Consider the following 20244-nt stretch of genomic DNA (forward strand, 5'->3'; position numbering starts at 1 on the left):
TCATGGGTCCTTCGCAAGAACCATGATCACGCAAGGGCTGCCCTCGTGATCGACCTGGGTCACATCGACGAACCCCGGCAGGTTAAACGGCAAGCTTAGGACGGTCGAGGTGAAGTCAAGAGCTAGATGATCATTACGCCCTTGCGGAGGTCGTGCGCCCCGGTCAGACGCTTGCCTCCGACGAGCCGTTCCTGTTCAAACTCGAGGTGGCGGCATTGCTACGTCGCCGACACCGCGATTGACGTCAATCCGCGACGCGCCACGTCAGGCTCGGATTCAACCCACCGGACCCTGATGTGGAGCAGAACGTGCCGGCGAGTGTACGTCGGGTAATGCGTCAGTGCTCGTGTCGGTGGAGCGCGCATTTATCCGGCCGAACGAACACCTCTTGAGTTGGTCATAAGTCCCGGCAATGGGTCGCCGGTGACGGTGGCCGGGCGGTTCGTATGGTGCCACGTCCGGTCCACGTTGATCTTGCAGGCGAACCGCTGGCCCTGATGTCGGGTCGGCGGTTCGTTGCAGCAGGTATGGTGCGGAGTGCTGAAGAGGTAGGTCCCGTCGCCTGTTCTGTGGGCGTCTTCGGGTTGTGGTGGCGCGGCGCCCTGGAGTTGTTGCGTGCGATCAGCCGACTACCAGTCGCTCGCCGCCGAAGTCGGCGACGATCTCCATTCGGCCGCCGAGTGCTGTGATGTAAGCGGCAAGGGTTCTCAACTCGCTCGCGTCGACCTTGGCGCGTTCGATGGCGGAGACCCGTTCCTGGCGTACGTTCATCCGTTCGGCGACCTCGGCCTGGGTGAGTCCGAGACGTTTACGCATCTCGGCAAGTCGGTGGGCTCGGCTGACGTTGATGAGGACCTGAGCGCCGGCCTCGACCTCAGCGCGATCCTCGGTGTCGGGAAAGAACTCAGCGAGGAAACCATCACGGTCGTACCCGTGGGTGCTGCTCATGACTCCTTCTCCTTCAGATAGGTCGCATACCTCGCCTCGGCGAGGGGAATCGCTTGCCGGTACCAGCCGGTCCACTGTCCGGCCTTGTCGCCGGCGACCAATAGGACCGCATTGCGCGCGGGATCGAAGATGAACAGGATCCGCATCTCTGTTGTCCCGGCCGAGCCGGGACGGAGTTCTTTGAGGTTGTGCAGGTTTGAGCCTTTGATCCGGTCGACCAGTGGTCTGCCGAGGCTTGGGCCCTCTTCGAGTAGCGCGGTTATCGCCTGGCCGACCAGGATGGCGCTGGCGCGATCGGTACGGCGAAGTTGATGGAGCCACTCCCGCACCTCGGTGACGAGTTCCAGGCGATAGGTCACGCAGGCCATGGTACCGGAGCGCAGTACTTATGAGTACTGAGAACCGGGCCGGATCCGGCGTCCACGGCATGCGTCCGCTATCGTCTCTCGGCGCTATCACTGGCCCGTGAGCTGGTCAAACGTCCCGGCAGTGGGCCTCCCGGGATGGCTATGGTGTGGTTCGCATGGTGCAACGTCCGGCCCAGGTTGATCTTGCATGCGAACCACCGCCTGGGTTCGCTGTCGTCGGCTGCTGGTGGAGCGGCGGAGGCGGTTCTCTATCCTGCGCGGGTGTCTTCGCTCAGTGATTCCGAGCTCGATGCCTTGGTCGCCGAAGCGGTCGTGGACTGCTACGACGAGCATGAGCAGCTCAGTGCCTCTTCGCCATAGTTGAGGACGACCTGGCGGTGCCGTTCGAGACCGAGGTTCTCGGTGTGCCGGTGGTGGTCCGGAAGGTGGATCTGCGTTCGTCGGGGATCGTGGCGATCTGTCATCGTGGCGGGCTGCGGCAGGCGATCGGGGTTCTGGACCTGCCGTTACCGGATCCCGCGCCGGAGGGTGCGCATTGGATCGAGGCGTACCGGTGGTGGGCGGGAGCGCGGTGAGCGAGTACCAGTATTACGAGTTCGTGGCGCTTGACCAGGCGTTGTCGGCGAAGCAGCAGGGCGAGTTGCGGGCGGTGTCGTCGCGGGGGCGGATGACGTGGTCGAGTCTGTCAACGACTACCGTGGGGCGATCTCAAGACTGATCCGGCGAAGTGGATGGAGCGGTACTTCGACGCGCACCTGTATCTGGCGAACTGGGGCACGCGGCGGATCATGCTGCGGTTGCCGAAGGAGGCATTGGCTCCGGAGACGGCGGAGGTGTTCTGTGTCGGGGAGTCGGCCGGCTGCTGGACGACTCGTACCCATGTGATCCTCGATCTTCGTAGTGAGGATGAGGACGGTGATGAGGAGTGGTGGGACGAGGAAGGGCGGCTCGCGGCGATCGTGCCGGTCGGGGCGGAGTTGGCCTGTGGTGATCGGCGGCTGCTTTATCTGGCCTGGCTGCTGTGTGTGCAGAACCGGGAACTGGATGATGACGTGCCGGAGCCTGCCGTCCCGGCAGGGCTGGCGAAGCTGAGCGGGCCGTTGCAGGCCCTGGCCGATTTCCTTCGTCTCGATCCTGATCTGCTGGACGCGGCGCCAGCGGCGAGCCGGCCTCTGGCCGGGAAGAAGCCCTCGGCCACCGAGTTGCGCCGTTGGGTGGCGGGTCTTCCAGGGGCGGACAAGGACGAGATGCTGCTGCGGGTGCTGCGTGGCGACGCCGGGTTGCTGCGGTCGGAGTTGCTGCGGCGGTTTCACGGTGCAACAGAGGACCCGCCTGCCGGCGAGCGGCGGACCGCCGGGGACCTGCTTGCTGCCGCTGAGGAACGCTGGGCGGCACGGCAGCAGCAGAAGCGGGAGCGAGAAGTGGCCGAGCGTCAGCGTCGTGAGGAAGCGGCCGCGGCGGCTCGCGAGCAGCGCTTGGACAAGCTGGCACGGAACCCGGTCCGCACCTGGAACCAGATGGCCGAACTGATTGCGACGAAACGTCCGAAGCACTACGACACGGCGGTGACACTGCTTCTGGATCTTCAGGCGTTGGCCGTGCGGGAGGGTGAGATCTTCGAGTTCGCGGAGCAGATGATCCGGCTGCGGGAGCGTCATGCCCGCAAGCCGAGCCTGATTGACCGTTTCGACCGGGCTCGGCTTGACTGAGTCGGCTGTCGGGCTTGCGGCTGCTGGCGTGTGAAGATTGGCCGGTGGTGTCCGTTGACGCGGTGACTGACGACGAGGTTGCTCGGCTGCGTCGTGAGCTGGAGCGGTTACGGACGGAGAACCATCGGCTGTCGCGTCTGCTGGAGTTGCGGGGCCAGGACACCACTCCGGCTCCGGAGCAGCTCGCCTCGATGGCCACGCCGGGGCCGGTCACGATGGCGTCGCCGGTGCCGGAGAAGCTGGCGTTCTACGCCAGCCTGTTCAGGGCGCGGCGGGATGCTTATGCGAAGCGGTGGGAGAACAACCGGGTCGGTACGTCGGGGTGGTCTCCCGCTGTGGCGGGTGGCTGGCGTAAGGGGATGGACCGGCGCACGGCGGCCCATCTGCCGCTCGCCCCGGAGGTCATTGCCGCCCATCTCGTCGGTGACGTGTTCATGGGCCTGTATCCGCTGTTCACCGACAACACCTGCCAGTTCTTGGTTGCGGACTTCGACGGCAGCACTGCGATGCTCGATGCGCTGGCTTACTGCAAAGCCGCCCGCGCCAGCGGTGTCCCGGCGGCATTGGAGATTTCCCAGTCAGGACGTGGGGCGCACGCCTGGGTCTTCTTCACCGACCCGACTCCTTCTGCTACGGCCCGATCGATGGGAACGGTCCTGGTGCATGAGGCCATGGTGCTCCGCGGCTCGATGGACCTGCGCTCGTACGACCGGCTGTTCCCGAACCAGGACGTCCTGCCCGACGGCGGCCTCGGAAACCTGATCGCGGCGCCGCTGCAGGGCCGGCGCCGCAGAGACGGCCTTACGCTCTTCCTCGACCTGGCAACCCTGGAGCCGTACGAGGACCAGTGGGCTTTCCTGTCAGTCCTCGACCGGCTCAGCCCAGGCGACGTGGAAAGAGTCGCCCGTCGTGCGAAACAGGCCGTCGTCGGCACCGGGGTGGCGAAGATGAGCAGGTCGGATGCCACCAAGGTCCACCCGCCGCTGCCAACGACGGTGCAGGCAGATCTCGCGGCGGGCCTGAGTATCGACACCTCGCAACTGCCGCCGGCCGCGTTGGCCACGTTGGCCACGCGGCCTCACTGGCCAATCCGAAATTCTACGAGTTACAGCGGCTTCGCAAGTCGACCTGGGACACGCCACGATTCCTTCGCGGGTACGACATCACGCTGGACGGTCGCCTGGTCCTACCGCGCGGATTGCGGCACGCAGTCGGACGAATTGTCGAGGATGCTGGATCCCGATTGGTGATCACGGATACGCGGGACGCCGGCAGGGAGATCGAGGTAGCTTTCACCGCTGAGCTGACCACTAGGCAGAGCGTCGGGGTGAGTGCGATGCTCGCCCACGACGACGGCGTGCTGGTGGCTCCGCCGGGCTCCGGCAAGACCGTGATGGCCTGCGCGATGATCGCCGAACGCGCCACCTCGGCCCTGGTGCTCGTCGATCGCAAAGCATTGGCCGAACAGTGGCGATCACGTATCGAGCAGTTCCTCGGCGTACGGCCGGGGCAGATCGGCGGCGGCCGGCGCAAGCTCACCGGTGTCGTGGATGTTGCGATGCTGCCCTCACTGGCCCGGCGTGCCGACGTCGCGGACCTCACCGCCGGATACGGGCACGTGATCGTCGACGAATGTCACCACCTTGCCGCCGCCGCGTACGACCATGCGGTCAAGCGGATCGGCGCGCAGTTCTGGCTCGGGCTCACCGCGACACCGACCCGCCGCGACGGCCTCGGGGAACTCGTGACCTGGCAGCTCGGCCCTGTCCGGCATACCGTGACCGACGAGGACCCGGATACGCTCGCCGCCGTCTGGCAGGAAGAGACCGGTCCTCGCCGCCTGTTGTTCGTGCACGAGACCCAGTTCCGGGCCGATGAGGAGGACCTGTCGTCACCGGGCGCACTGGCGGCCGTGCACCGATCCCTGATCAGGGATGAAGCACGAAACACCCAAATCGTCGACGACGTCGCGGCTGCCGTCGCCAAGGGGCGCAACTGTCTCGTGTTGACCCGTCGGGTCGCCCATGTCGAGACTCTGGCTTCGTCCCTCGCGGATCGCGGATATCAAGCACTTCTGCTGCAGGGCGGAATGACCACCGCGGATCGGCGTGCTGCAGTCGACCGGCTCGCCGAAACGAAGGCCGGCGACGGAATCCTGGTCATCGGCACCACGCCGTTCATCGGCGAGGGTTTCGACGCACCCGTACTCGACACCCTGTTCCTGGCCGGGCCGATCTCCTTCGACGGCCTCTTGATCCAGTGCGCCGGCCGGGTCATCCGCGCGGCGCCCGGCAAGGACGTCGCCGAGGTGCACGACTACCACGACCTGGCGACGCCGATCCTGGCTGTTTCGCTGCAGCGCCGAATGCCCGGCTATCGGGCGCTGGGCTTCGGCAAGCCGTAGCGGTTTTCGTATTTTTCGAATAGCGGTATGCTCGCTTCATGTCGAGCACCCTGCGTGAACGAACCGTTCTGCCACCCGACGACCCCGCCGACCTGGTGCGCTTCGCGCGGGGTCTGGCCGACGCCGAGGCCCCCGCGCGAGCGAAGCTGGTGGGCCCGGATGGATCGCAGCTCGACATCCCGGCCGAGCTCTACGAACTGCTGCGCGACGTCGTCGGCGCCCTGTCCCAGGGCATGGCCATCTCGATCGCCCCGCACAACACGATGTTGACCACCCAAGAGGCCGCTGACCTGCTGAACATCTCACGACCCACGCTTGTCCGCCTGCTCACCGACGGCGAGATTCCGCACAGTCTGCGCGGCCGGCATCGACGAGTCCTGCTGCGTGACATCATCGACTACTCCGAGCGCACCCGCACCGAACGCCGCCGAGCCTTGGACCAGATGGCCGCCGATGCCGAGGACGACGACCTGTACGAGATCACCCTCGACTCCCCGCCGTCGAGGTGACAGCCGGTCATGGTGGCGTTCCCGGCGTTCCTTGACACCTGCGTGCTCTACCCTGCCTACCTGTGCGACACGCTGCTTCGCCTCGCCGAAGCCTCCGCATACCGGCCGCTCTGGTCAGCCGACGTCTTCGCCGAACTGCGTCGCAACCTCATCGAGCGTGGGCTACCACCGGATCGGATCGATCGGCGGCTCGGCCAGATGAGCCGGTCATTCCCCGACGCCCTGGCACTGGTTACGAATCACTCATTGACGGTATGGCGAACCATCCGAAGGACCGGCACGTTCTGGCCGCCGCCGTACGCGCCAACGCCGAAGTCATCGTCACCTTCAACCTCAGCGACTTCCCCGAGCCGGCCCTCAAGCCGTACGACATCGCGGCCATCCACCCCGACGACTTCCTCCTCGACCAACTCGATCTCTACCCCGGCTTGACCATGGATGTGCTCCGCCACCAAGCCGCGTCCTACCGACGAGCGCCGAACACCGTGCCGGAGGTCCTCGTCCTTCTGCAGCGCACCGGTGTACCCAGATTCGCGGCTGAAGTACGACGCCATCTCGGCCTTCCGGCTTGGTAGCGCAGCCGTCCGAGGCGGCTGAAGGCGGGTGCAAATCAGGCTAACGGGCTGGCCGAATACCCCTTGAACTGGCCAAACGTCCCGGCAATGGGCCGCCGGTGACGACGGTCAGGTGGTTCGCATGGTGCAACGTCCGGCCCACGTAACACTTGACCTGGGCGTATGCGCGGGGCGAGTGAGGCATTGCGCGAACCGCGCCGGTGTGGCTCTGTGGCGCGGGGCGTTCAGGCGCTTCTGGTGGCGATTTCGCGGGCCCGGTCGGGCAGTTGCCTGTTGATGGCGGTGGCGAAATCCAGCATTCCGCAGTGCTCTGGAAGCCTGGTCAGGGCGGTCATCACGAGTATGCGGGCGGCTTCGATGCCGCCGCACTGGGTCAGCTTGACCACAGGCTGGCGATGGGGACGGCGAGGATCCGTTCGCTCAGTGCGAAGACTCGGGGGCCGGTGTGGACGAGAAGTCCCACGGTGAGCCTCGCGCCGAGCCGGTCGCGTAGCCATTCCAGGTGGCGGGCGTCTGCATGGGTGGGGGCCGCCGACGCCTTGATCTCGATCGCGATGATCTGACCGTCGCGTGCCTCGATGAGCAGGTCGATCTCGTGGCGACCGTTGGCGTCGCGTAGGTGGTACATGTCGGCGCCGACGACGCTGATGGCGCATTCGGCCCGGAACTGCGCGGCCACCAGGGTATCGAGGATCCGGCCTAGCAGGTCGCTGTCGCGAAGAGTGCGGCGGTGATCGACTCGCAGGAGCGGGCCGAGTAGTCCCGGGTCGATGAGGTAGCGCTTGGGCAGGCGTACTGCACGGTCCATGAAGTTGCCGGCCCAGGCCGGGACTCGTTGAGTGATCATGAGACTGTCGAGCAGGTTGTCGTAGTTGACGGCGGTGTTCCGGTCGATACCGGCCGCGTCGTAGAGCAGCTTGTGAGTCGGAACGCCACCGGTATTGGCAGCGATCACGTGCAGGTATTTCCGCATGCGACCGGGATCGCGCGCTACGCCGAGCGCGGGTGCTTCCCGGGTGACGAGATGGTCGACGTAGCCGGTCAGCCATCGGTCTCGCGCGCGATCGCCTGGCATCCGCAGCGCCTCGGGCCAGCCACTCGTGAGCGCTTCGTCCACGTAATCGTGCAGGTCCCAGTGGGACGTCGGGTTGCCGAAGGCATCGGCACCGTCGCTCAGGATCCTGTCGACCAGTGATGCCAAGGCCGGATCGCCATGGCGTTCCCGGCCGACGAGTGGATACATCGTCAGGCGGACGATCCGTCCGGTAGCAGGCCAGCCCGACGTCGTAAGGTCGGCTTGCGATGAGCCGGTCAGTACGAATCGTCCTGGCCTGGGGTCATCGTCCACGGCCCGCTTGACTGCGCCGAGAACCTGCGGAGCCAACTGCCACTCATCGATCAGAATCGGCTCGTCAAGTCCGCGAAGTGCGGCGTCGGGGTCGGCTGTTACCACGGCGGCCTGCGCGGGGACATCCAGGCGCAGGACCGAGCCCGTGTGACGTCGGGTCGTGGTCGTCTTGCCGCAAGCGCGCGGACCGACGACGAGGGCGGCGGGGTGGGCGGCCACGACCTCGCGAAGCTCCGAGTCGAGAAAGCGGGGCACATAGGCGGTCATCGAGGCTCCAATCCGCAACTAGCACAGCGAGCAATCACAAGATAGCACGACACCTAGACACGATTTAGCACAGCATCGGACCATGATCGAGCACATATAGCCGGACCGCGGGGGTCAGAGCGTCGGTGACCGTCTGCTCGTTGATCTGGTCAAACGTCCCGGCAGCGGGTCGCCGAGAATGCTGATGGGGCGGTTCGCATGGTGCAACGTCCGGCCCACCCCTCCGATGAGCAGGACGTTCGCAAAGGGCCGGGTGAACTGCGCGAACCAAGCGGAGGGCGGTCCCCGGTTACGGACGCCCTCCGCTGCTGTAGTGCGCCGTCACCGGTCGTCGTCGGTGCTGTTGAGGCTGGCGAGGTGCCGGTTGGTTTCGGTGAGATCGAACGGCTCGGGTTCTTGCGGATCGTCCTCGGACCAGTATTCGACGGGGGAGTCGCCGGAGAAGCCGGTGCACAGCGGGTAGGTGGTGCCGGGGTCGCGTTGCGTGGTCCGTTCCAGGGTGATCTCGTGCCACCAGCTCGCGCCGAAGTCGTACTCGTAGCGGATCTTCTTGGCCGCCCCGTTGAACACGTCCCGTAGCCGTACGCCGGATTCGTCTTGTTCGTCGCCGCCCAGGTCGAAGAACGGGTCGCTGTAGCGTTTGCCGCCGATTTCGAACTGGTGCAGGTGGTCGCCGTCCCAGCCGAACAGGATCTGGATGACGGCATGCAGGTAGTCGAGCGTGATGGTGGAGGGCGCCAGGATCCGCCGCCAGATCGGTGGGCGCCAGCGCATCAGTCCCACCTTGAGCTGGTAGACCTGGTTGATCGACGGGATGGCGCCCGAGTCCAGGAATGCTGTATCGCTGCGGTGACGCGGGCGGCGTCCGGGTGATCGAGGCCCGCCGCCATGTTCATGCGGGCTTCCAGGTCTTCTCCGGGGAGGCGGTCGAACAGTACGGTCAGCGCTTCGTCCGGGCCGGTTCCGTCCAGCGCGGCCGTGGCGAACTCGACCGCCAGCCAATGGGCATCGGCGGGCGTGATGGGCGGCTCTTCATCGGCGAGGGCGGTCAGGGAGACCCGGGCATGCGCTCCGAGGTTCGGCAGATGCGCCACCGTCTGCCAGATGGCCAGTGCCTGGTCGCCCAGGCTGTCGGTCACGTCGCCGGCTCCGATCCGGGCCGCTGCCGAGAGGCTGGCGGCTGCGGTCAGCAGTTCTCGGGCTGCGTCGGCCGGGTGCCGGTACTCGAGCCACCGCCGGGCCGCCGGCCACGGGTCCGTGCCGCGGTGCACATGGTCGGCCAGCACCTCGACCACTGCATCGGCCGGCATGTCGAGGGTGACGGTCCGCGGTCGGCCAGTCTGAGCCTGGGTCAGGGACCATCGGCCCAGCGCGGTCACCGCGACGGTCGTGCTGTCGTCGCCGGTCACCACGCCGAGCCGCCGGAGCAGGTCCACCAGACCGGCGAACGGATCGCGGGTCTCGTGATCCGTGTACTGGGTGAGCGAACGGACGTACCCCCATCCCAGCGGGTCCTCGTCATCCTCGCGCCGTTCGACGATCGCGACCACCCGGTTCCAGAGGCTGTCCGGGCCGGTGCCGTCGGGCATGGTCACCGCCTCCAGGAACGCGAGCGCCAAGATGAGCACGCTTCCTTCGCGCCGGGTGTCGGACTCGGCCGTGCACACCGCGCGGAACCCGGCCCACCACGCATCGAGGGTTTCGGTGTCCGCCGAGGACGACCACTGCTCCCATGCCGGCCCGGCCGTGGCGACCGAGCCGCTGATCTTCAACAAGCCTGAGCCGAGGGCGAAACTCCATGGCCGGTGCAGGGCCGGCACGTCCGCTGCCGTGCGCACCCTGTCCGGCACCGGAACTCCCACCGCGGTCCCGGCGGCAGCGACATCAGCACGACGTACCACCAGGCCGGCCGTTACCGTCCGGCCTGGACGGCCCACCCATCTGGCCAGTGCGCTGGCTTGCTCGGCCATCAGGCAGCCGAGGGCCAGGCGTGCCGCGCCGGCGACATCGACAGGAGTACTCACCGGGAATGGCTGCGAATCCATCCGCGAACGCTATCCGCATCGCGGCATCCCGCCGAATTCGGGATCCGAACGATGGACGTGAGCCGGAGTACCGATGAAGTCAGGGCAGCGGTGGATCGGGATGCTCGGCGAAGAAGCGGTCCGCGGCAGCACTGCCGATCAGCGATTCGTCGAGTAGCCACTCGACGGCCCGGCGGGCGGCCCGGGTGTCACGGAAGTCGTACCAGGGCTGCAAGAGGTGGGGGCATTCCTCATTGAGCTCGATCTTGAACCGCCGGAACGCGCCGCGACCGCTGATCGCATGGACGAGACGACGAGATGCTCGATCGTCGCTGACGAGGTCGATGAAATCCGCCATGTCCTGGTACCAGACGTATGACGGCAGGGGCCTGATCACGAGAAGATCCAAATCGTCGAGATCGACGGGGGTCGTGCCGTCGATCCCACCTTCCCGGGTCCACAGGACGATCTTTCCGGTGCCCGGGTCGATCAGATGCCGATGCTCGTCGTCGAGGTTCTGGTCCGACAATGCGAACGCGATCTCGTCGAGGTCGAATCGCTCGATCTCTAGCACTGCTCCTCCGTTCCTGCCTGCCCTACGCCGGTCACCCGCCCGGCCTTCCAGCGATCATCACGGTGGCGATACGGCGGTTGGCATCGGCGGGGCCGAAACATAGGGATCGAAGTTGGCGCCCTGCTCCAGGTCCAGCCATCGTCGTAGCTCGTGGTGATCAGGATGGCGTGGGCCGGCGAGCGCGTCGAGCAGTTCCTGATAGCCGGTGGTGCCGCCGCAGTCTTCTGGCGGGCAGGCGCGAGCACCGTCGGTGCAGGCCGGGTATTGCCCGGTCTGCTCGACAGGCAACAGCTTCTCCAGCAGTACCTCGTGTGTCCAGCTGTCGCCTGAGTCGTACTCGTACCCGAACGTGTCTCCCTCGCGGGCAGCCAGGTCGCGGAACGTGGCCTTGCGTTCGTCGCGCATCGGAAACCTGCTGAGGAAGCGGGAATGACTCAGTCGGCTGTCGCTCTGTTCGAGGCGGGCGGGACCGTGCCGACCTTGCCAGTGCTGGAGCGGTTGGCGACGCCAGATGGGAACCCACCATACAAGAGTATGGTAATCCTATGGCGGTAAAGAAGGTGACGGTGACGCTCCCGGAGGAGCTGGTCGAGGCCCTCAGTTCGGCGGCCCGCGAGGACGGGGTTCCGTTGTCACGGCTCGTGGCGAGCGCGGCGGAAAGTGAGCTCCGGCGGCGGGTGGGCCGAAAGGTCGTCGCGGACTGGCAGGCCGAGCACGGGGCGTTCACTCTTGAGGAGCTCGCGGCAGCACGGGCGGAGATGGCTGCGGCGGACGTGGAAGCCTTTGACGTCTCCGGGCCGGCGGCGGCGTGAGCATTCCGTACGTGTACGACGCTGGTGTGCTGCTGGCGATCGACAGCAATGATCGGCGGATGTGGGTCATTCATCATCTGGCGCTGGAAGAGGGGCGCCGTTTGCTCGTTCCTGCCGTTGTCGTGGCCCAGGCCTGGCGTGATGCTCGCCGTCAGGTGCAGCTGGGAAGGTTCCTGCATAGCTGTGAGGTGCTCCCGATAGGGATGGAGACGGCGAAAGCGGCTGGCGTGCTGTGCGGTAAGGCGGGGACCCGTGACGTCGTCGACGCCACGGTGGTAACGGTGGCACTGGCGTACGGGGCGATCGTGTTCACCAGCGATCCGGACGACATCACGCACCTGGGCGCCGCGGCCGAGGTCAAACCGGGATTGGTCGTACGCCGGGTGTGACCCGACGGCTCGGGCATTTGCGGCTATCGCTTCTCGACGCTGCCACTGGCGCGTGAGCTGGTCAAACGTCCAGGAAGCGGGTTGCCGGGAACGGCCGTGGTGTGGTTCGCATGGTGCAACGTCCGGCCCACTCTCAACAAGCGGCATTGAGCTGCGGCTTCTTGATGGCACGGGGATTACTGTGCGTGCTTGTCGATGCTTTTCCGGCGGGTTGTGAGCCCGAGGTGAGCCCGGCGGTGCGGTTGCCCGTCCGGCGGGGGATCAAACGGGCCGCCGCCTCAGCCGCTTCCCGCGCCACTTCCGGCAGAACACTGGTGTAGGTGTCCGCTGTGAGATTGAGCGTCGAATGGCCCAACATCTCCTGGACCACCTTCATTTCGGTGCCCGCCGCGAGGGCGATGGTTGCGCGCCGTGCCGGAGATCGTGCAGGCGGATCGGTGGCAGGCCGCTCGACCGCACCAGCCGGTCGAAGTGATCGGACAACCAGTCGGGTGGCAGCCATTCGCCGGTCGCCCGCGTGAACACCCGGCCGCTGTCCACCCACGCCTCGCCGGCCGCGAGCTGAGCCTTGCCCTGCCGGGCTCGATGCTTCCGCAGGACGGCGATCGTTCCCACGTCGAGGGCGACGACGCGGTTCCCGGCGTCGCTCTTCGGTGCACTCTCGCCGATCACGCCGCCGTTCTCCTCGACGAGCTGGGTGGCGATCGTGACGGTTTTCGACTTGAGGTCGACGTCCTCCCACCGGAGACCGCACGCCTCGCCGCGACGGAGGCCGCGCAGTGAGACCAGGTGGAAGAGTGCGTACAGCTCGCCCTTCGCGACGAAGTCAAGGAGGGTGAGAAGGCGAGGGAGGGAAGGGCGGGAGGGGGCATGTGGGCCTACGGCCCGGTCCCCCTCCCGCCACAGTGCACATCCATGCCTCTGATGCCTCAGCCCATCCACGGCCAGCTTCGGTGATCACGACAGAGCCAACCATTCGTACGGTGCGAGCACTATGCGACGGATTGGGTATACCGAGATCGCTCGCAGGCTTGCTTGACGACCAGGAGGACGACACGAAACGCCGCCAGTTCCTTGCAGGTACCGCCGGTGCCTCGGGGCTCGCGTTGATCGGCACTGTCGAAGGTGACGTTCCCGTCGAGACCCACGATGAGGAACGCCTTCTCACGATCCCGTCCGCCACCTACCGCAGGTTGGAGCAGCGGCTACCGTCGCGCACCCTCACCGCTCCGGTGACCGCGCACCTCGGCCTGGTCCGCCAGCTCGCGACCCGTCCCGGTCTCTCTCCGGCGCACACCCGCCGCCGCTTCGCGGTCCTGAGCGAGACGGCTGGCCTGGCCGCATGGCTGCACCTCGACATCGAGGACCGGGCCGGCGCACGGCGCTTCTACCTGCTCGCCGTCCGTGCCGCCGAGCGCTCCGGCCATCCGCTGCTGCCCGCGTACATGCAGGCCAGCATGAGCCAGTTCGCCGCCAACTGCGGAGACGCGGCGGAGAGCGTACGGCTCGTGGCCGACGCACGTCAGCGGCTGCCTCGTTCCGCGCCCCTCATCGCCGGGATCTGGATGGACGCCATCGAGGCGCTCGCCTTGGCCCAGGTCCGGGACCGCAGCGCCCTGACGAAGCTGGATCAGGCCGAATCCAGGTTGGCCCGAGCCGCCAGCGATGAGCCGGTCTGGCCATGGATCTTCCGGTTCGATGAGCGGAAGCTCGCCGGATTCCGAGCTCAGGTAGCGGGCAAGCTCGGCAGGCACGGCCTCGCCGCGAAGTCTTTGCTGCTCGCCCATGATCCCGAGCAGGCGCCGAAGCCCCGAGCCGTTGTGGACGTGCTCCGCGCCGATGTCCTCGCCCGCTCCGGCAAGGTCGACGAGGCGTGCGCCGTCGCCGTCGCAGCGTTCGATGTCGGGCAGACTTACGACTCGGAACGCGTGATCAGGGCGGTGGCCGGCTTCCGTAACTCGCTCGGCTCCCAGGTCGGCCGTGTGACCGCTGAACTCGACGAGCGGCTCTACGGCACCTACCGAGAGGAACTTTGATGCGCGTAGCGGTCAGCGGCCACCGCGGCCTAACGCCCGAGGTCGAGTCCTACGTCACCGAGGGGATCATGCAAGAGCTACAGCGCCTCCAAGCCGAAGGCCACGAGCTGACCGGCCTCTCCTGCCTCGCAGACGGCGCCGACCAGCTGTTCGCCCGCGCGGTCCTCAACGTCGGCGGGACGTTGGAGGCAGTCATCCCGGCCGACGAGTACCGCGCCAACCTTCCAGACGAGGCCAAGCCGGAGTACGACGACCTGCTGAGCCGCGCGGCCACCATCCACCGTTGCCAGCACCGCGCCTCGACGTCCGAAGCCCACATGGACGCCAGCCGCCTCATGGTCGACAAGGCAGACCGTCTGATCGGAGTCTGGGCGATGCCGTGACCGGCTGACCGGCTCGCGCCGTGGCGTGACCGTCGTGGGCGGGCCGTATCGCCATGGCCGAGATGCAGCAACGGTCGGTGGCTGCCGGTTCGCTACGGATCTGGGTGCAAGGAGCCCGGGAAAGTGAGTGCTGCGGGGTGCGTTGGGGTGCCGGCGTGCGAATCGGGATCGATCAGGGCGGGTCGGTTTACTGCCAGGGCCGGGGTGCGAGAACGAGCCCATCCACTTGCACGGCACCCCAGTCGTACAGTTGCCGGCCGACAGCGTGTAGCTGTGCGCCGGTGGTGAAGACGTCGCCTACGAGAAGCGCTCGGGCGCCTTCTGGATCTCGTTAGGTATCGCGGGTCATTCCCACTTCAGCTGCGTGCTGCTCGGCCGCGTTGATCTTCGATGTTAGCCGACACCTTGTCGTGCAGAGATGAGTGCATTTCAGAAGTTGCTGCTTGATTTGTCTGCCGACGCATCATGTAAGGCTTCCGCTGTGGAGGCGTCAGCCGGCAGGAACGCCTCAATCTTGAGTTCCGCGAGTGTGATGTCGGTCGCCGTTGCGAACGTCATCACGGTAGTTATCAGCTGCAGCCGGCCGTAGGGTGAGTCCAGTTGCAGCGGTACCGCGAACCCCAGCTGTCCGGAAGACGGTTCCAACTCGGGCACGTATTCCGACAGCTCGTCGCGAAGCTCCTGTGAATGTCCGAGGCGATCAAGAATGTGATGCCCCCATTCGGCGAGGTTGCGGATGCGCGGCGCGATGCCGTCCGGGTGCAGCGCCAGGCGATACACGTTACGACCAGGGCCGATCAAATCGGCTGAGGCGCCCTGAACAATCAGGCCGAACGCGTCGTTCGCCGCAATCATGGCCCCGGTACGGTCGACGATCAGAGCAGGGTACGGCTGGTGCCCGTCAAGGACGTGACCAAGCGCGGTCCGCACCGGTTCCAAGGCGACATCGTCCAGCGTCGACTGAGGGTAGGCGGGTGCGTACCCGGCCGCCAACAGCCACTCGTTGCGTTCACGCAGCGACAAACTCAGCGTTTCCGCGAGGCGTAATACCATGCTGCGCCCTGGAACGGACCGGCCCGACTCGATGAAGCTCAGGTGCCGCTGGGTGGTACCGGCCCGCAAGGCCATCTCGAGCTGGCTGATCCGCCGCTCGGTACGCCGCTCACGCAGCACCTTGGGAAAGTCCATGGGTCCGTTTCTAACCGCACCTGTGCCAGCCAGGCCATACCCTCCAGGGAATTGCTGAGTGGCTCGGCCGCCGGTGAGCATCATCGCCGTGGACATAGGTGTGCTTCTTCCAACCGGCATGGCACAGGGTGCCGCCGACGACCCGCGTGGTCTGCTCGCCTTCGGTTGTGAGGCCGAGAAGCTCGGCCTCTCCTCGCTGTTTGTCAACGACTCCCTGATCAGCCCCCGCGTCGAGGCCCTGACGATGTTGGCCGCGTTGGCCGCGACCACGGCCGACGCGACGTTGGGCACAGGTGCGCTGCTTCCCTTCCTGCGCCGGCCGCTACAAGCCGCACAGTCGCTGGCATCGATCGATCTTCTCTCCGGCGGTAGGTTGGCCGTGGCGGTCGGTGCCGGCTTTCCCGGCCGCTTCGGGCGACCGTTGTACACACTGTCCGACGTTCCGTGGCCGCGGCGCTTCGCCCGGCTGGATGAGACCGTCGCGCTGTGGCGCGCGCTGTGGGCCGGTGCCGTCAGTTTCCATGGCGAGTTCTTCCAGTACGACAACCTCCCGCCGGCGACACAGCCGTTCCGTGCAGGGGGACCGCCCATCTGGCTCGGTGGCGCCACACCTGCCGCCTTGGTCCGCACCGGGCGCCTGTACGACGGATGGTTGCCGTACCCGCCCGACGCAGCCGACTATGCCTCCAGCCTGCTTGAGATACACAAGGCTGCAACCGACGCGGGCCGCGCGACCGATGTGATCACGCCAGCGCTCTTCATGACCGCACTGATCGACGAAGACGAAGACAGCGCCGTCAAGGAGATGGACCAGTACGTCACCGCTACCTACGGCATGCCGCTCAGCGAGATCGAGAAGATCCAAGCCGTCGTCGCCGGCTCGTCCGATAGAGTTCGCGCGGCCGTCAAGCACTACATCGACGCCGGGGCCCGCCACATTGTGTTCCGTCTCGGAGCGGTCGGCCTACGCTCTCAACACAAGCAGCTGGAACGAGTAGCGAGCCTCGTCCCCGGGTGGAGGAACTACGCAGAGAACCGGCCGGGACCCATGCCGCGGAAGCAGTCGAGATCTAGCCTGCTGAACAGCGTTTGAACGCACTCTCGTGCCGCTGTCGGGCACGCCGATGATCTCCTCGGGCGCTGCGTATCACGTTGAGCGGTCAGTTCTGGCGACGATCGCGTCGATCGGCTGGTGAGGGCTGTTCTCCGCTTCGATCCAATCGGAGAGGTTGAAGGTGCTGCTACACAGGCCGCAGGTGGCCTGCCCGAATAGGTAGGTCAGCCCTTCGGCAAGGAGCATGTCGCCGCCCGTGACAGCAGTGTCGTGCATCCATCGGCCGATCCCGGGCAACTCCTCTGGTAGAGCCGGCTTCAGCGAAATCCGGTGAATGTCGCCGTCGTTGTAGTCGCGGAACGCCGAGTAGCGGCCGTACTCGCCGATGACGATCGCCAGGCGGGTGAAACAGTGGGGGCAGCCCACGTGGTAGTGCTCATCGGTGAAATCCAGGCTGATCGAAGCCCAAAAGGTGTAGCCGGCGAAGGCCAAGGTGTCCTGCAGCAGTGTGGTCAGCGGGAGGTTGCCGCTGTCGGTCAGGCGGGCTTGAGCGAGGCGGTGAAGAGCCGCTACAGCCTCTGAGTTCGCCCGGACCAGTTCGTCGTACAGGAGAACTCGAGAAGCGCCCGTCCGTCCTTGTTGTTGTTCTCCCAGTGAATTGGCCGGGCTGATCCGTGTCAATTCCTCCAGTTGCCCGCCGAATATTCATGCGTTGTTGTTGACGCTCGGGCGCCTTCGTATGTCGAAACAAACAGATACTCATCGCACTCGCGTCGGTTGGGGTCAATGGCTGGCACCCCGGGCGCTTGGCATAACTCGGCCCCAGGCGTCTAGGCAGACCTGTTGGGCTGTCGCGTTGTTGTCCAGCGGCCCATGTATCGGGTGAGCCTGGCAGGAGGCGACTTGCTGACGAATCTTGGAAACGTCCGGCCGGGCCTGTGTATCCCGTCGTAAACGTGAAGTTCTTCTTCCTGATAGGGGGTACCAGGAGCAGGGCTATTGCGTTCTGATGTAACTGCTGGTCACCGCGGTTATGAGGTCGTGTGATCGGCGGTTGGCACGTCGGTTGGCGCGGGCGATGTTGGTGTCGCCGTTGATGCGGTGCCAGCCGATCGCGGTGTTACGCAGGGTCGCCATGACGGCGGGTCCGGTGCCGGTCCGGGCCTGGTGAAGATCTTCACGGAAAGTCACGTCTCGCACGTTGTGGACCTGGTTCTCGATCAGCCACTCCGCTCTCGCCCATTTTTGCAGGTCAGCGGGTTGAGCGTCGGTGGCGGTCAGGGATGTGATCAGGTAGGCGGTCTCGCGGCTGGTCTTGCCGGCCACGGTGCGGGTCCTGATGATCCGGGCGGCCTGCTGGGCGTGTGGAAAGGCGATCCCGCCCGGGATGTGCAGGGTGACGGCCTTGACCGTGCGGGTCTCCTTGCGGCCGTGTCTGCGGTCGCGGGTGCGGTCACCGACCGGGATCTGCGCCCACGGGACGGTCTTGAGCTGGGCGTGAAGGGTGGGTTGGTTCCCCTTTGCCTGTAGGAGAAGGTGTGCTCCGCGGCTGGTGATCTGCTCGGCGTGGCCGGTCTGGGTGTGCAGCGCGTCGGCGACGAACAGGACCCCGGTCAGGGTGCCCAGCACGTTTTCGACGGCGTTGAGCAGGGGTGTGAAGGCCGGGATCTCGTTGCTCTTGGTGTCGACGGTGACCTGGGCCAGGACGATGCCAGTGCTGGTGTCCAGCGCGGACAGCAGATGCACCTGACGGCCCTCGGGCAGGCGGGCGGCCCGCAAGGTTTTGCCGTCGACGGCGATCACTGTCCGGTAGCGGCGTGGCCGGGTGGGTGCCGGAGGTGTCCGCGACCGCAGCCAGCCGGCCAGCACCGTGCTGACCATGTCGGCGTCGAGGCGGGTCAGTAGCCGCCATATCGTCGTGCCGGCCGGTACGCCCCGGGTGAATCCGAGCCGGACCTGGTCGTGCTCGTCGAGGTCGTACAGCCAGTCGATGATCGCGGCGAATGAGGTGGCGCCGGCCAGGACCGCGCAGACCGCGACGCTCAGCAACGCCACGAGGGGATATCGGGTCCCGTGGGGGTTTCGTGGGTCCGGGATCCGGCCCAGGGCTTCGGCGAGCCCGCGGTGTTCACTATCGGTTACCGGTGGTGCGGGCGTGTCGGGGCCGGGGGTTGTCACGGTCAGTGCGCAGATCAGAGATGATGCCATCGGCGGGTGGAGTTCCTCGGTGGTCGTGCAGCGTCAAGAACTCCATGATCACCTTGAGGGCTTCACCCGCTTCCACTGCCTCCACAGAGGCCACTCACACCACGAAATCCCAGCTCAGCTCACCGCCTCGCGAGAACGCAAGAGCCCTGGTACCAGGAGCGGCACTCAACTCCAGCTTCGGAATGTTGTTAGGGAAGACGGGGCCATGGTGTGCAGCATACCCAATAGCGCCCTTTGCCGAGTCAAAACAAATATCGGAACGTGAGAATTCGCCCCCCCCCGCCCGGAGCTGTCCTGCCTTCCCTGATACCGAACTCGAGATGCGTCATGACCTGCGTGTGAGTGATGAAATACGGTGCGATACCGGTGACGTCACGTTCACCGTGTAAACGGTGTCCGCGTTGTCCTGCCAATCGTCGACGTCCTGTTCGATGTCCGTGGCGCCGGAGCAGGTGACGTTCGAGACAGCCGTGCAGGCCGTCGAGATGCCGATGTACGGCTTGTCTTGGCTTGCTGTGACCTGCACGTTCCGTAGATTGATGGTGAACGACGCAGCGGGTCGTATAGACGTCGGCCACCATCTCCAGGCCGGGCATCGTGGCGATGTACGGATTGTGGTGTGTGGGGAGTCCCATGATGGCGGCCAGGGTCGCCGCTCGAGGCAGATCACGGCATGAGTCGACGGACACCCGCGCCCACCGTACCGGCCTTGCGTTCATGCTCTCCTGAACCCGACGGTTGGCGTCGGCGCTCTGGTGTTCCGGGTGGCTGGAGACGCCGCTCGCGAGCGGCAGATAGGCGGGATGAGATGAGAAGGAGCTGCCGGAGCCCAGACCTTCCACACGAAGATCGATTGCTCTCGTCGGGTGTGTTTCAGGCGCTCAACCGGCGGTCCTTACGCGCCGCGAGGATCGTGCCCATCACACCCATGCCGAGTACCGTGCCGCCGAAGACCGTGGCCCCTGCCGCACCGAGCACCGCTCCCCGGGCATACGCGCGGCTGTCGTCCCAGGGAAACATCGTTGCCTCGACGGTCGTGCCGACTTGGTCGGTGCCCTGGACGCTCACTGTGCGGGTAACTCCGTCCGAGGTGGTGAACACGCCATTGCAGGCGAGACCGCCGCGGGAAACCTTCCCGCAGTGCGACACGGTGAGCATGCCGGCGTCTCCCACCGCTGGTACCTGTGCGAGCAGGCTGAGAGCGCCGTGCCAGGTCAGAAATGCGCCAATGATCGAGAATGCGACTGAGCCCACGAGGAAGAGCGCACGGCGAGCCATCCGGCCAGCATAGTGTCCGGGGCCGCTTGCCGATCATGGGCGAGCGATGTCGATGCTGCTCAGGGCGGCTGGATTCGTACGCGCCACGGGCGGATGCCGAGGCTCGACGCGCTGTCGAGTTGTCGCGGTGGGTGGCGACGGTTCCTCCGTCGCATCGGCAGCCTTGCCGG

General features: G+C 66.2%; 26 protein-coding genes. 11 read left to right on the forward strand and 15 right to left on the reverse strand.

Going from position 1 to position 20244, the window contains the following annotated elements; translation table 11 throughout:
* Nucleotides 1-621: 621 nt before the first annotated feature.
* Both AB0I88_RS26530 and AB0I88_RS26535 read right to left on the reverse strand, forming a co-directional pair.
* Nucleotides 622-948 carry an XRE family transcriptional regulator gene (locus AB0I88_RS26530; RefSeq protein ID WP_361029972.1) on the reverse strand — a complete coding sequence of 109 codons (327 nt, stop codon included), beginning with the start codon at nt 946-948 and terminating at the stop codon, nt 622-624.
* Complete coding sequence (locus tag AB0I88_RS26535) at nt 945-1316, reverse strand: type II toxin-antitoxin system RelE/ParE family toxin (protein ID WP_361029975.1); 372 nt, start codon at nt 1314-1316, stop codon at nt 945-947. The genes AB0I88_RS26530 and AB0I88_RS26535 overlap by 4 nt, the downstream gene beginning before the upstream one ends.
* Before the next feature lie 377 nt (nt 1317-1693).
* Here AB0I88_RS26535 and AB0I88_RS26540 point away from each other — a divergent pair, with 377 nt between their 5' ends.
* The 6 genes from AB0I88_RS26540 to AB0I88_RS26565 all read left to right on the forward strand — a co-directional run bounded on the left by AB0I88_RS26540 (nt 1694) and on the right by AB0I88_RS26565 (nt 6513).
* Complete coding sequence (locus AB0I88_RS26540; protein WP_361029978.1) at nt 1694-1891, forward strand: hypothetical protein; 198 nt, start codon at nt 1694-1696, stop codon at nt 1889-1891.
* 213 nt (nt 1892-2104) lie between these two features.
* Nucleotides 2105-3025, forward strand: coding sequence for a hypothetical protein (locus AB0I88_RS26545; RefSeq protein WP_361029980.1), 921 nt, complete (start codon nt 2105-2107; stop codon nt 3023-3025).
* Nucleotides 3026-3087: 62 nt separating this feature from the next.
* The gene (locus AB0I88_RS26550; protein WP_361029983.1) at nt 3088-4275 is read left to right on the forward strand and encodes a hypothetical protein; all 1188 of its coding nucleotides are present in this window, start codon (nt 3088-3090) and stop codon (nt 4273-4275) included.
* A gap of 86 nt (nt 4276-4361) precedes the next feature.
* Nucleotides 4362-5429: a DEAD/DEAH box helicase gene (locus AB0I88_RS26555; protein WP_361029986.1), complete on the forward strand. Its 1068-nt coding sequence runs from the start codon at nt 4362-4364 to the stop codon at nt 5427-5429.
* A gap of 38 nt (nt 5430-5467) precedes the next feature.
* Complete coding sequence (locus AB0I88_RS26560) at nt 5468-5938, forward strand: helix-turn-helix domain-containing protein (protein ID WP_361029989.1); 471 nt, start codon at nt 5468-5470, stop codon at nt 5936-5938.
* A 254-nt stretch (nt 5939-6192) separates the two neighbouring features.
* Nucleotides 6193-6513, forward strand: a complete 321-nt coding sequence (locus AB0I88_RS26565) for a hypothetical protein (RefSeq protein WP_361029992.1) — start codon at nt 6193-6195, stop codon at nt 6511-6513.
* 224 nt (nt 6514-6737) lie between these two features.
* On the opposite strand, the gene AB0I88_RS26570 is transcribed toward AB0I88_RS26565, so the two are convergent.
* The 6 genes from AB0I88_RS26570 to AB0I88_RS26595 all read right to left on the reverse strand — a co-directional run bounded on the left by AB0I88_RS26570 (nt 6738) and on the right by AB0I88_RS26595 (nt 11239).
* Nucleotides 6738-6899 carry a hypothetical protein gene (locus AB0I88_RS26570; protein ID WP_361029995.1) on the reverse strand — a complete coding sequence of 54 codons (162 nt, stop codon included), beginning with the start codon at nt 6897-6899 and terminating at the stop codon, nt 6738-6740.
* On the reverse strand, nt 6887-8128 hold the full coding sequence (locus AB0I88_RS26575) for a DUF4143 domain-containing protein (protein ID WP_361029998.1): 1242 nt from the start codon (nt 8126-8128) through the stop codon (nt 6887-6889). Before AB0I88_RS26575 ends, AB0I88_RS26570 begins: the two co-directional genes overlap by 13 nt.
* Nucleotides 8129-8449: 321 nt before the next feature.
* Nucleotides 8450-8902 carry a plasmid pRiA4b ORF-3 family protein gene (locus AB0I88_RS26580; protein WP_361030001.1) on the reverse strand — a complete coding sequence of 151 codons (453 nt, stop codon included), beginning with the start codon at nt 8900-8902 and terminating at the stop codon, nt 8450-8452.
* Entirely contained in the window at nt 8902-9717 is an 816-nt protein-coding gene (locus AB0I88_RS26585) for a hypothetical protein (protein ID WP_361030004.1), read from the reverse strand. Before AB0I88_RS26585 ends, AB0I88_RS26580 begins: the two co-directional genes overlap by 1 nt.
* Before the next feature lie 535 nt (nt 9718-10252).
* A complete protein-coding gene (locus AB0I88_RS26590; protein ID WP_361030007.1) occupies nt 10253-10681 on the reverse strand; it encodes a UPF0158 family protein in 429 nt (142 codons plus the stop codon).
* A gap of 102 nt (nt 10682-10783) precedes the next feature.
* Entirely contained in the window at nt 10784-11239 is a 456-nt protein-coding gene (locus AB0I88_RS26595) for a plasmid pRiA4b ORF-3 family protein (protein WP_361030164.1), read from the reverse strand.
* A 32-nt stretch (nt 11240-11271) separates the two neighbouring features.
* Here AB0I88_RS26595 and AB0I88_RS26600 point away from each other — a divergent pair, with 32 nt between their 5' ends.
* The gene (locus AB0I88_RS26600; RefSeq protein ID WP_361030011.1) at nt 11272-11538 is read left to right on the forward strand and encodes a hypothetical protein; all 267 of its coding nucleotides are present in this window, start codon (nt 11272-11274) and stop codon (nt 11536-11538) included.
* Nucleotides 11539-11549: 11 nt separating this feature from the next.
* Nucleotides 11550-11927, forward strand: a complete 378-nt coding sequence (locus AB0I88_RS26605) for a PIN domain-containing protein (RefSeq protein WP_361030166.1) — start codon at nt 11550-11552, stop codon at nt 11925-11927.
* A gap of 133 nt (nt 11928-12060) precedes the next feature.
* Here AB0I88_RS26605 and AB0I88_RS26610 read toward each other — a convergent pair whose 3' ends face one another.
* Both AB0I88_RS26610 and AB0I88_RS26615 read right to left on the reverse strand, forming a co-directional pair.
* Nucleotides 12061-12303 (reverse strand): hypothetical protein, encoded by a 243-nt coding sequence (locus tag AB0I88_RS26610; protein WP_361030014.1) that lies wholly within the window; start codon nt 12301-12303, stop codon nt 12061-12063.
* Nucleotides 12300-12869 carry a site-specific integrase gene (locus tag AB0I88_RS26615; RefSeq protein WP_361030016.1) on the reverse strand — a complete coding sequence of 190 codons (570 nt, stop codon included), beginning with the start codon at nt 12867-12869 and terminating at the stop codon, nt 12300-12302. Before AB0I88_RS26615 ends, AB0I88_RS26610 begins: the two co-directional genes overlap by 4 nt.
* A gap of 11 nt (nt 12870-12880) precedes the next feature.
* Here AB0I88_RS26615 and AB0I88_RS26620 point away from each other — a divergent pair, with 11 nt between their 5' ends.
* Nucleotides 12881-13963 (forward strand): hypothetical protein, encoded by a 1083-nt coding sequence (locus tag AB0I88_RS26620; RefSeq protein WP_361030019.1) that lies wholly within the window; start codon nt 12881-12883, stop codon nt 13961-13963.
* A complete protein-coding gene (locus AB0I88_RS26625) occupies nt 13963-14346 on the forward strand; it encodes a hypothetical protein (RefSeq protein WP_361030022.1) in 384 nt (127 codons plus the stop codon). Before AB0I88_RS26620 ends, AB0I88_RS26625 begins: the two co-directional genes overlap by 1 nt.
* Nucleotides 14347-14775: 429 nt before the next feature.
* Here AB0I88_RS26625 and AB0I88_RS26630 read toward each other — a convergent pair whose 3' ends face one another.
* Nucleotides 14776-15534 (reverse strand): helix-turn-helix transcriptional regulator, encoded by a 759-nt coding sequence (locus AB0I88_RS26630; RefSeq protein WP_361030025.1) that lies wholly within the window; start codon nt 15532-15534, stop codon nt 14776-14778.
* 73 nt (nt 15535-15607) lie between these two features.
* On the opposite strand from AB0I88_RS26630, the gene AB0I88_RS26635 reads away from it, so the two are divergent.
* Complete coding sequence (locus AB0I88_RS26635; protein ID WP_361030028.1) at nt 15608-16627, forward strand: LLM class flavin-dependent oxidoreductase; 1020 nt, start codon at nt 15608-15610, stop codon at nt 16625-16627.
* 54 nt (nt 16628-16681) lie between these two features.
* Here the strand turns inward: AB0I88_RS26635 and AB0I88_RS26640 are convergent, their stop codons facing one another.
* The 4 genes from AB0I88_RS26640 to AB0I88_RS26655 form a co-directional block, all read right to left on the reverse strand.
* Nucleotides 16682-17269, reverse strand: coding sequence for a hypothetical protein (locus tag AB0I88_RS26640; RefSeq protein WP_361030031.1), 588 nt, complete (start codon nt 17267-17269; stop codon nt 16682-16684).
* 315 nt (nt 17270-17584) lie between these two features.
* Entirely contained in the window at nt 17585-18694 is a 1110-nt protein-coding gene (locus AB0I88_RS26645; protein ID WP_361030169.1) for an ISAs1 family transposase, read from the reverse strand.
* A gap of 427 nt (nt 18695-19121) precedes the next feature.
* Nucleotides 19122-19322, reverse strand: coding sequence for a hypothetical protein (locus AB0I88_RS26650; RefSeq protein WP_361030034.1), 201 nt, complete (start codon nt 19320-19322; stop codon nt 19122-19124).
* Between the two features lie 347 nt (nt 19323-19669).
* Nucleotides 19670-20074, reverse strand: a complete 405-nt coding sequence (locus tag AB0I88_RS26655; protein ID WP_361030037.1) for a hypothetical protein — start codon at nt 20072-20074, stop codon at nt 19670-19672.
* Between the last annotated feature and the right edge of the window lie 170 nt (nt 20075-20244).

It is taken from the genome of Actinoplanes sp. NPDC049802 (assembly GCF_040656595.1).
GTDB lineage: Bacteria > Actinomycetota > Actinomycetes > Mycobacteriales > Micromonosporaceae > Actinoplanes.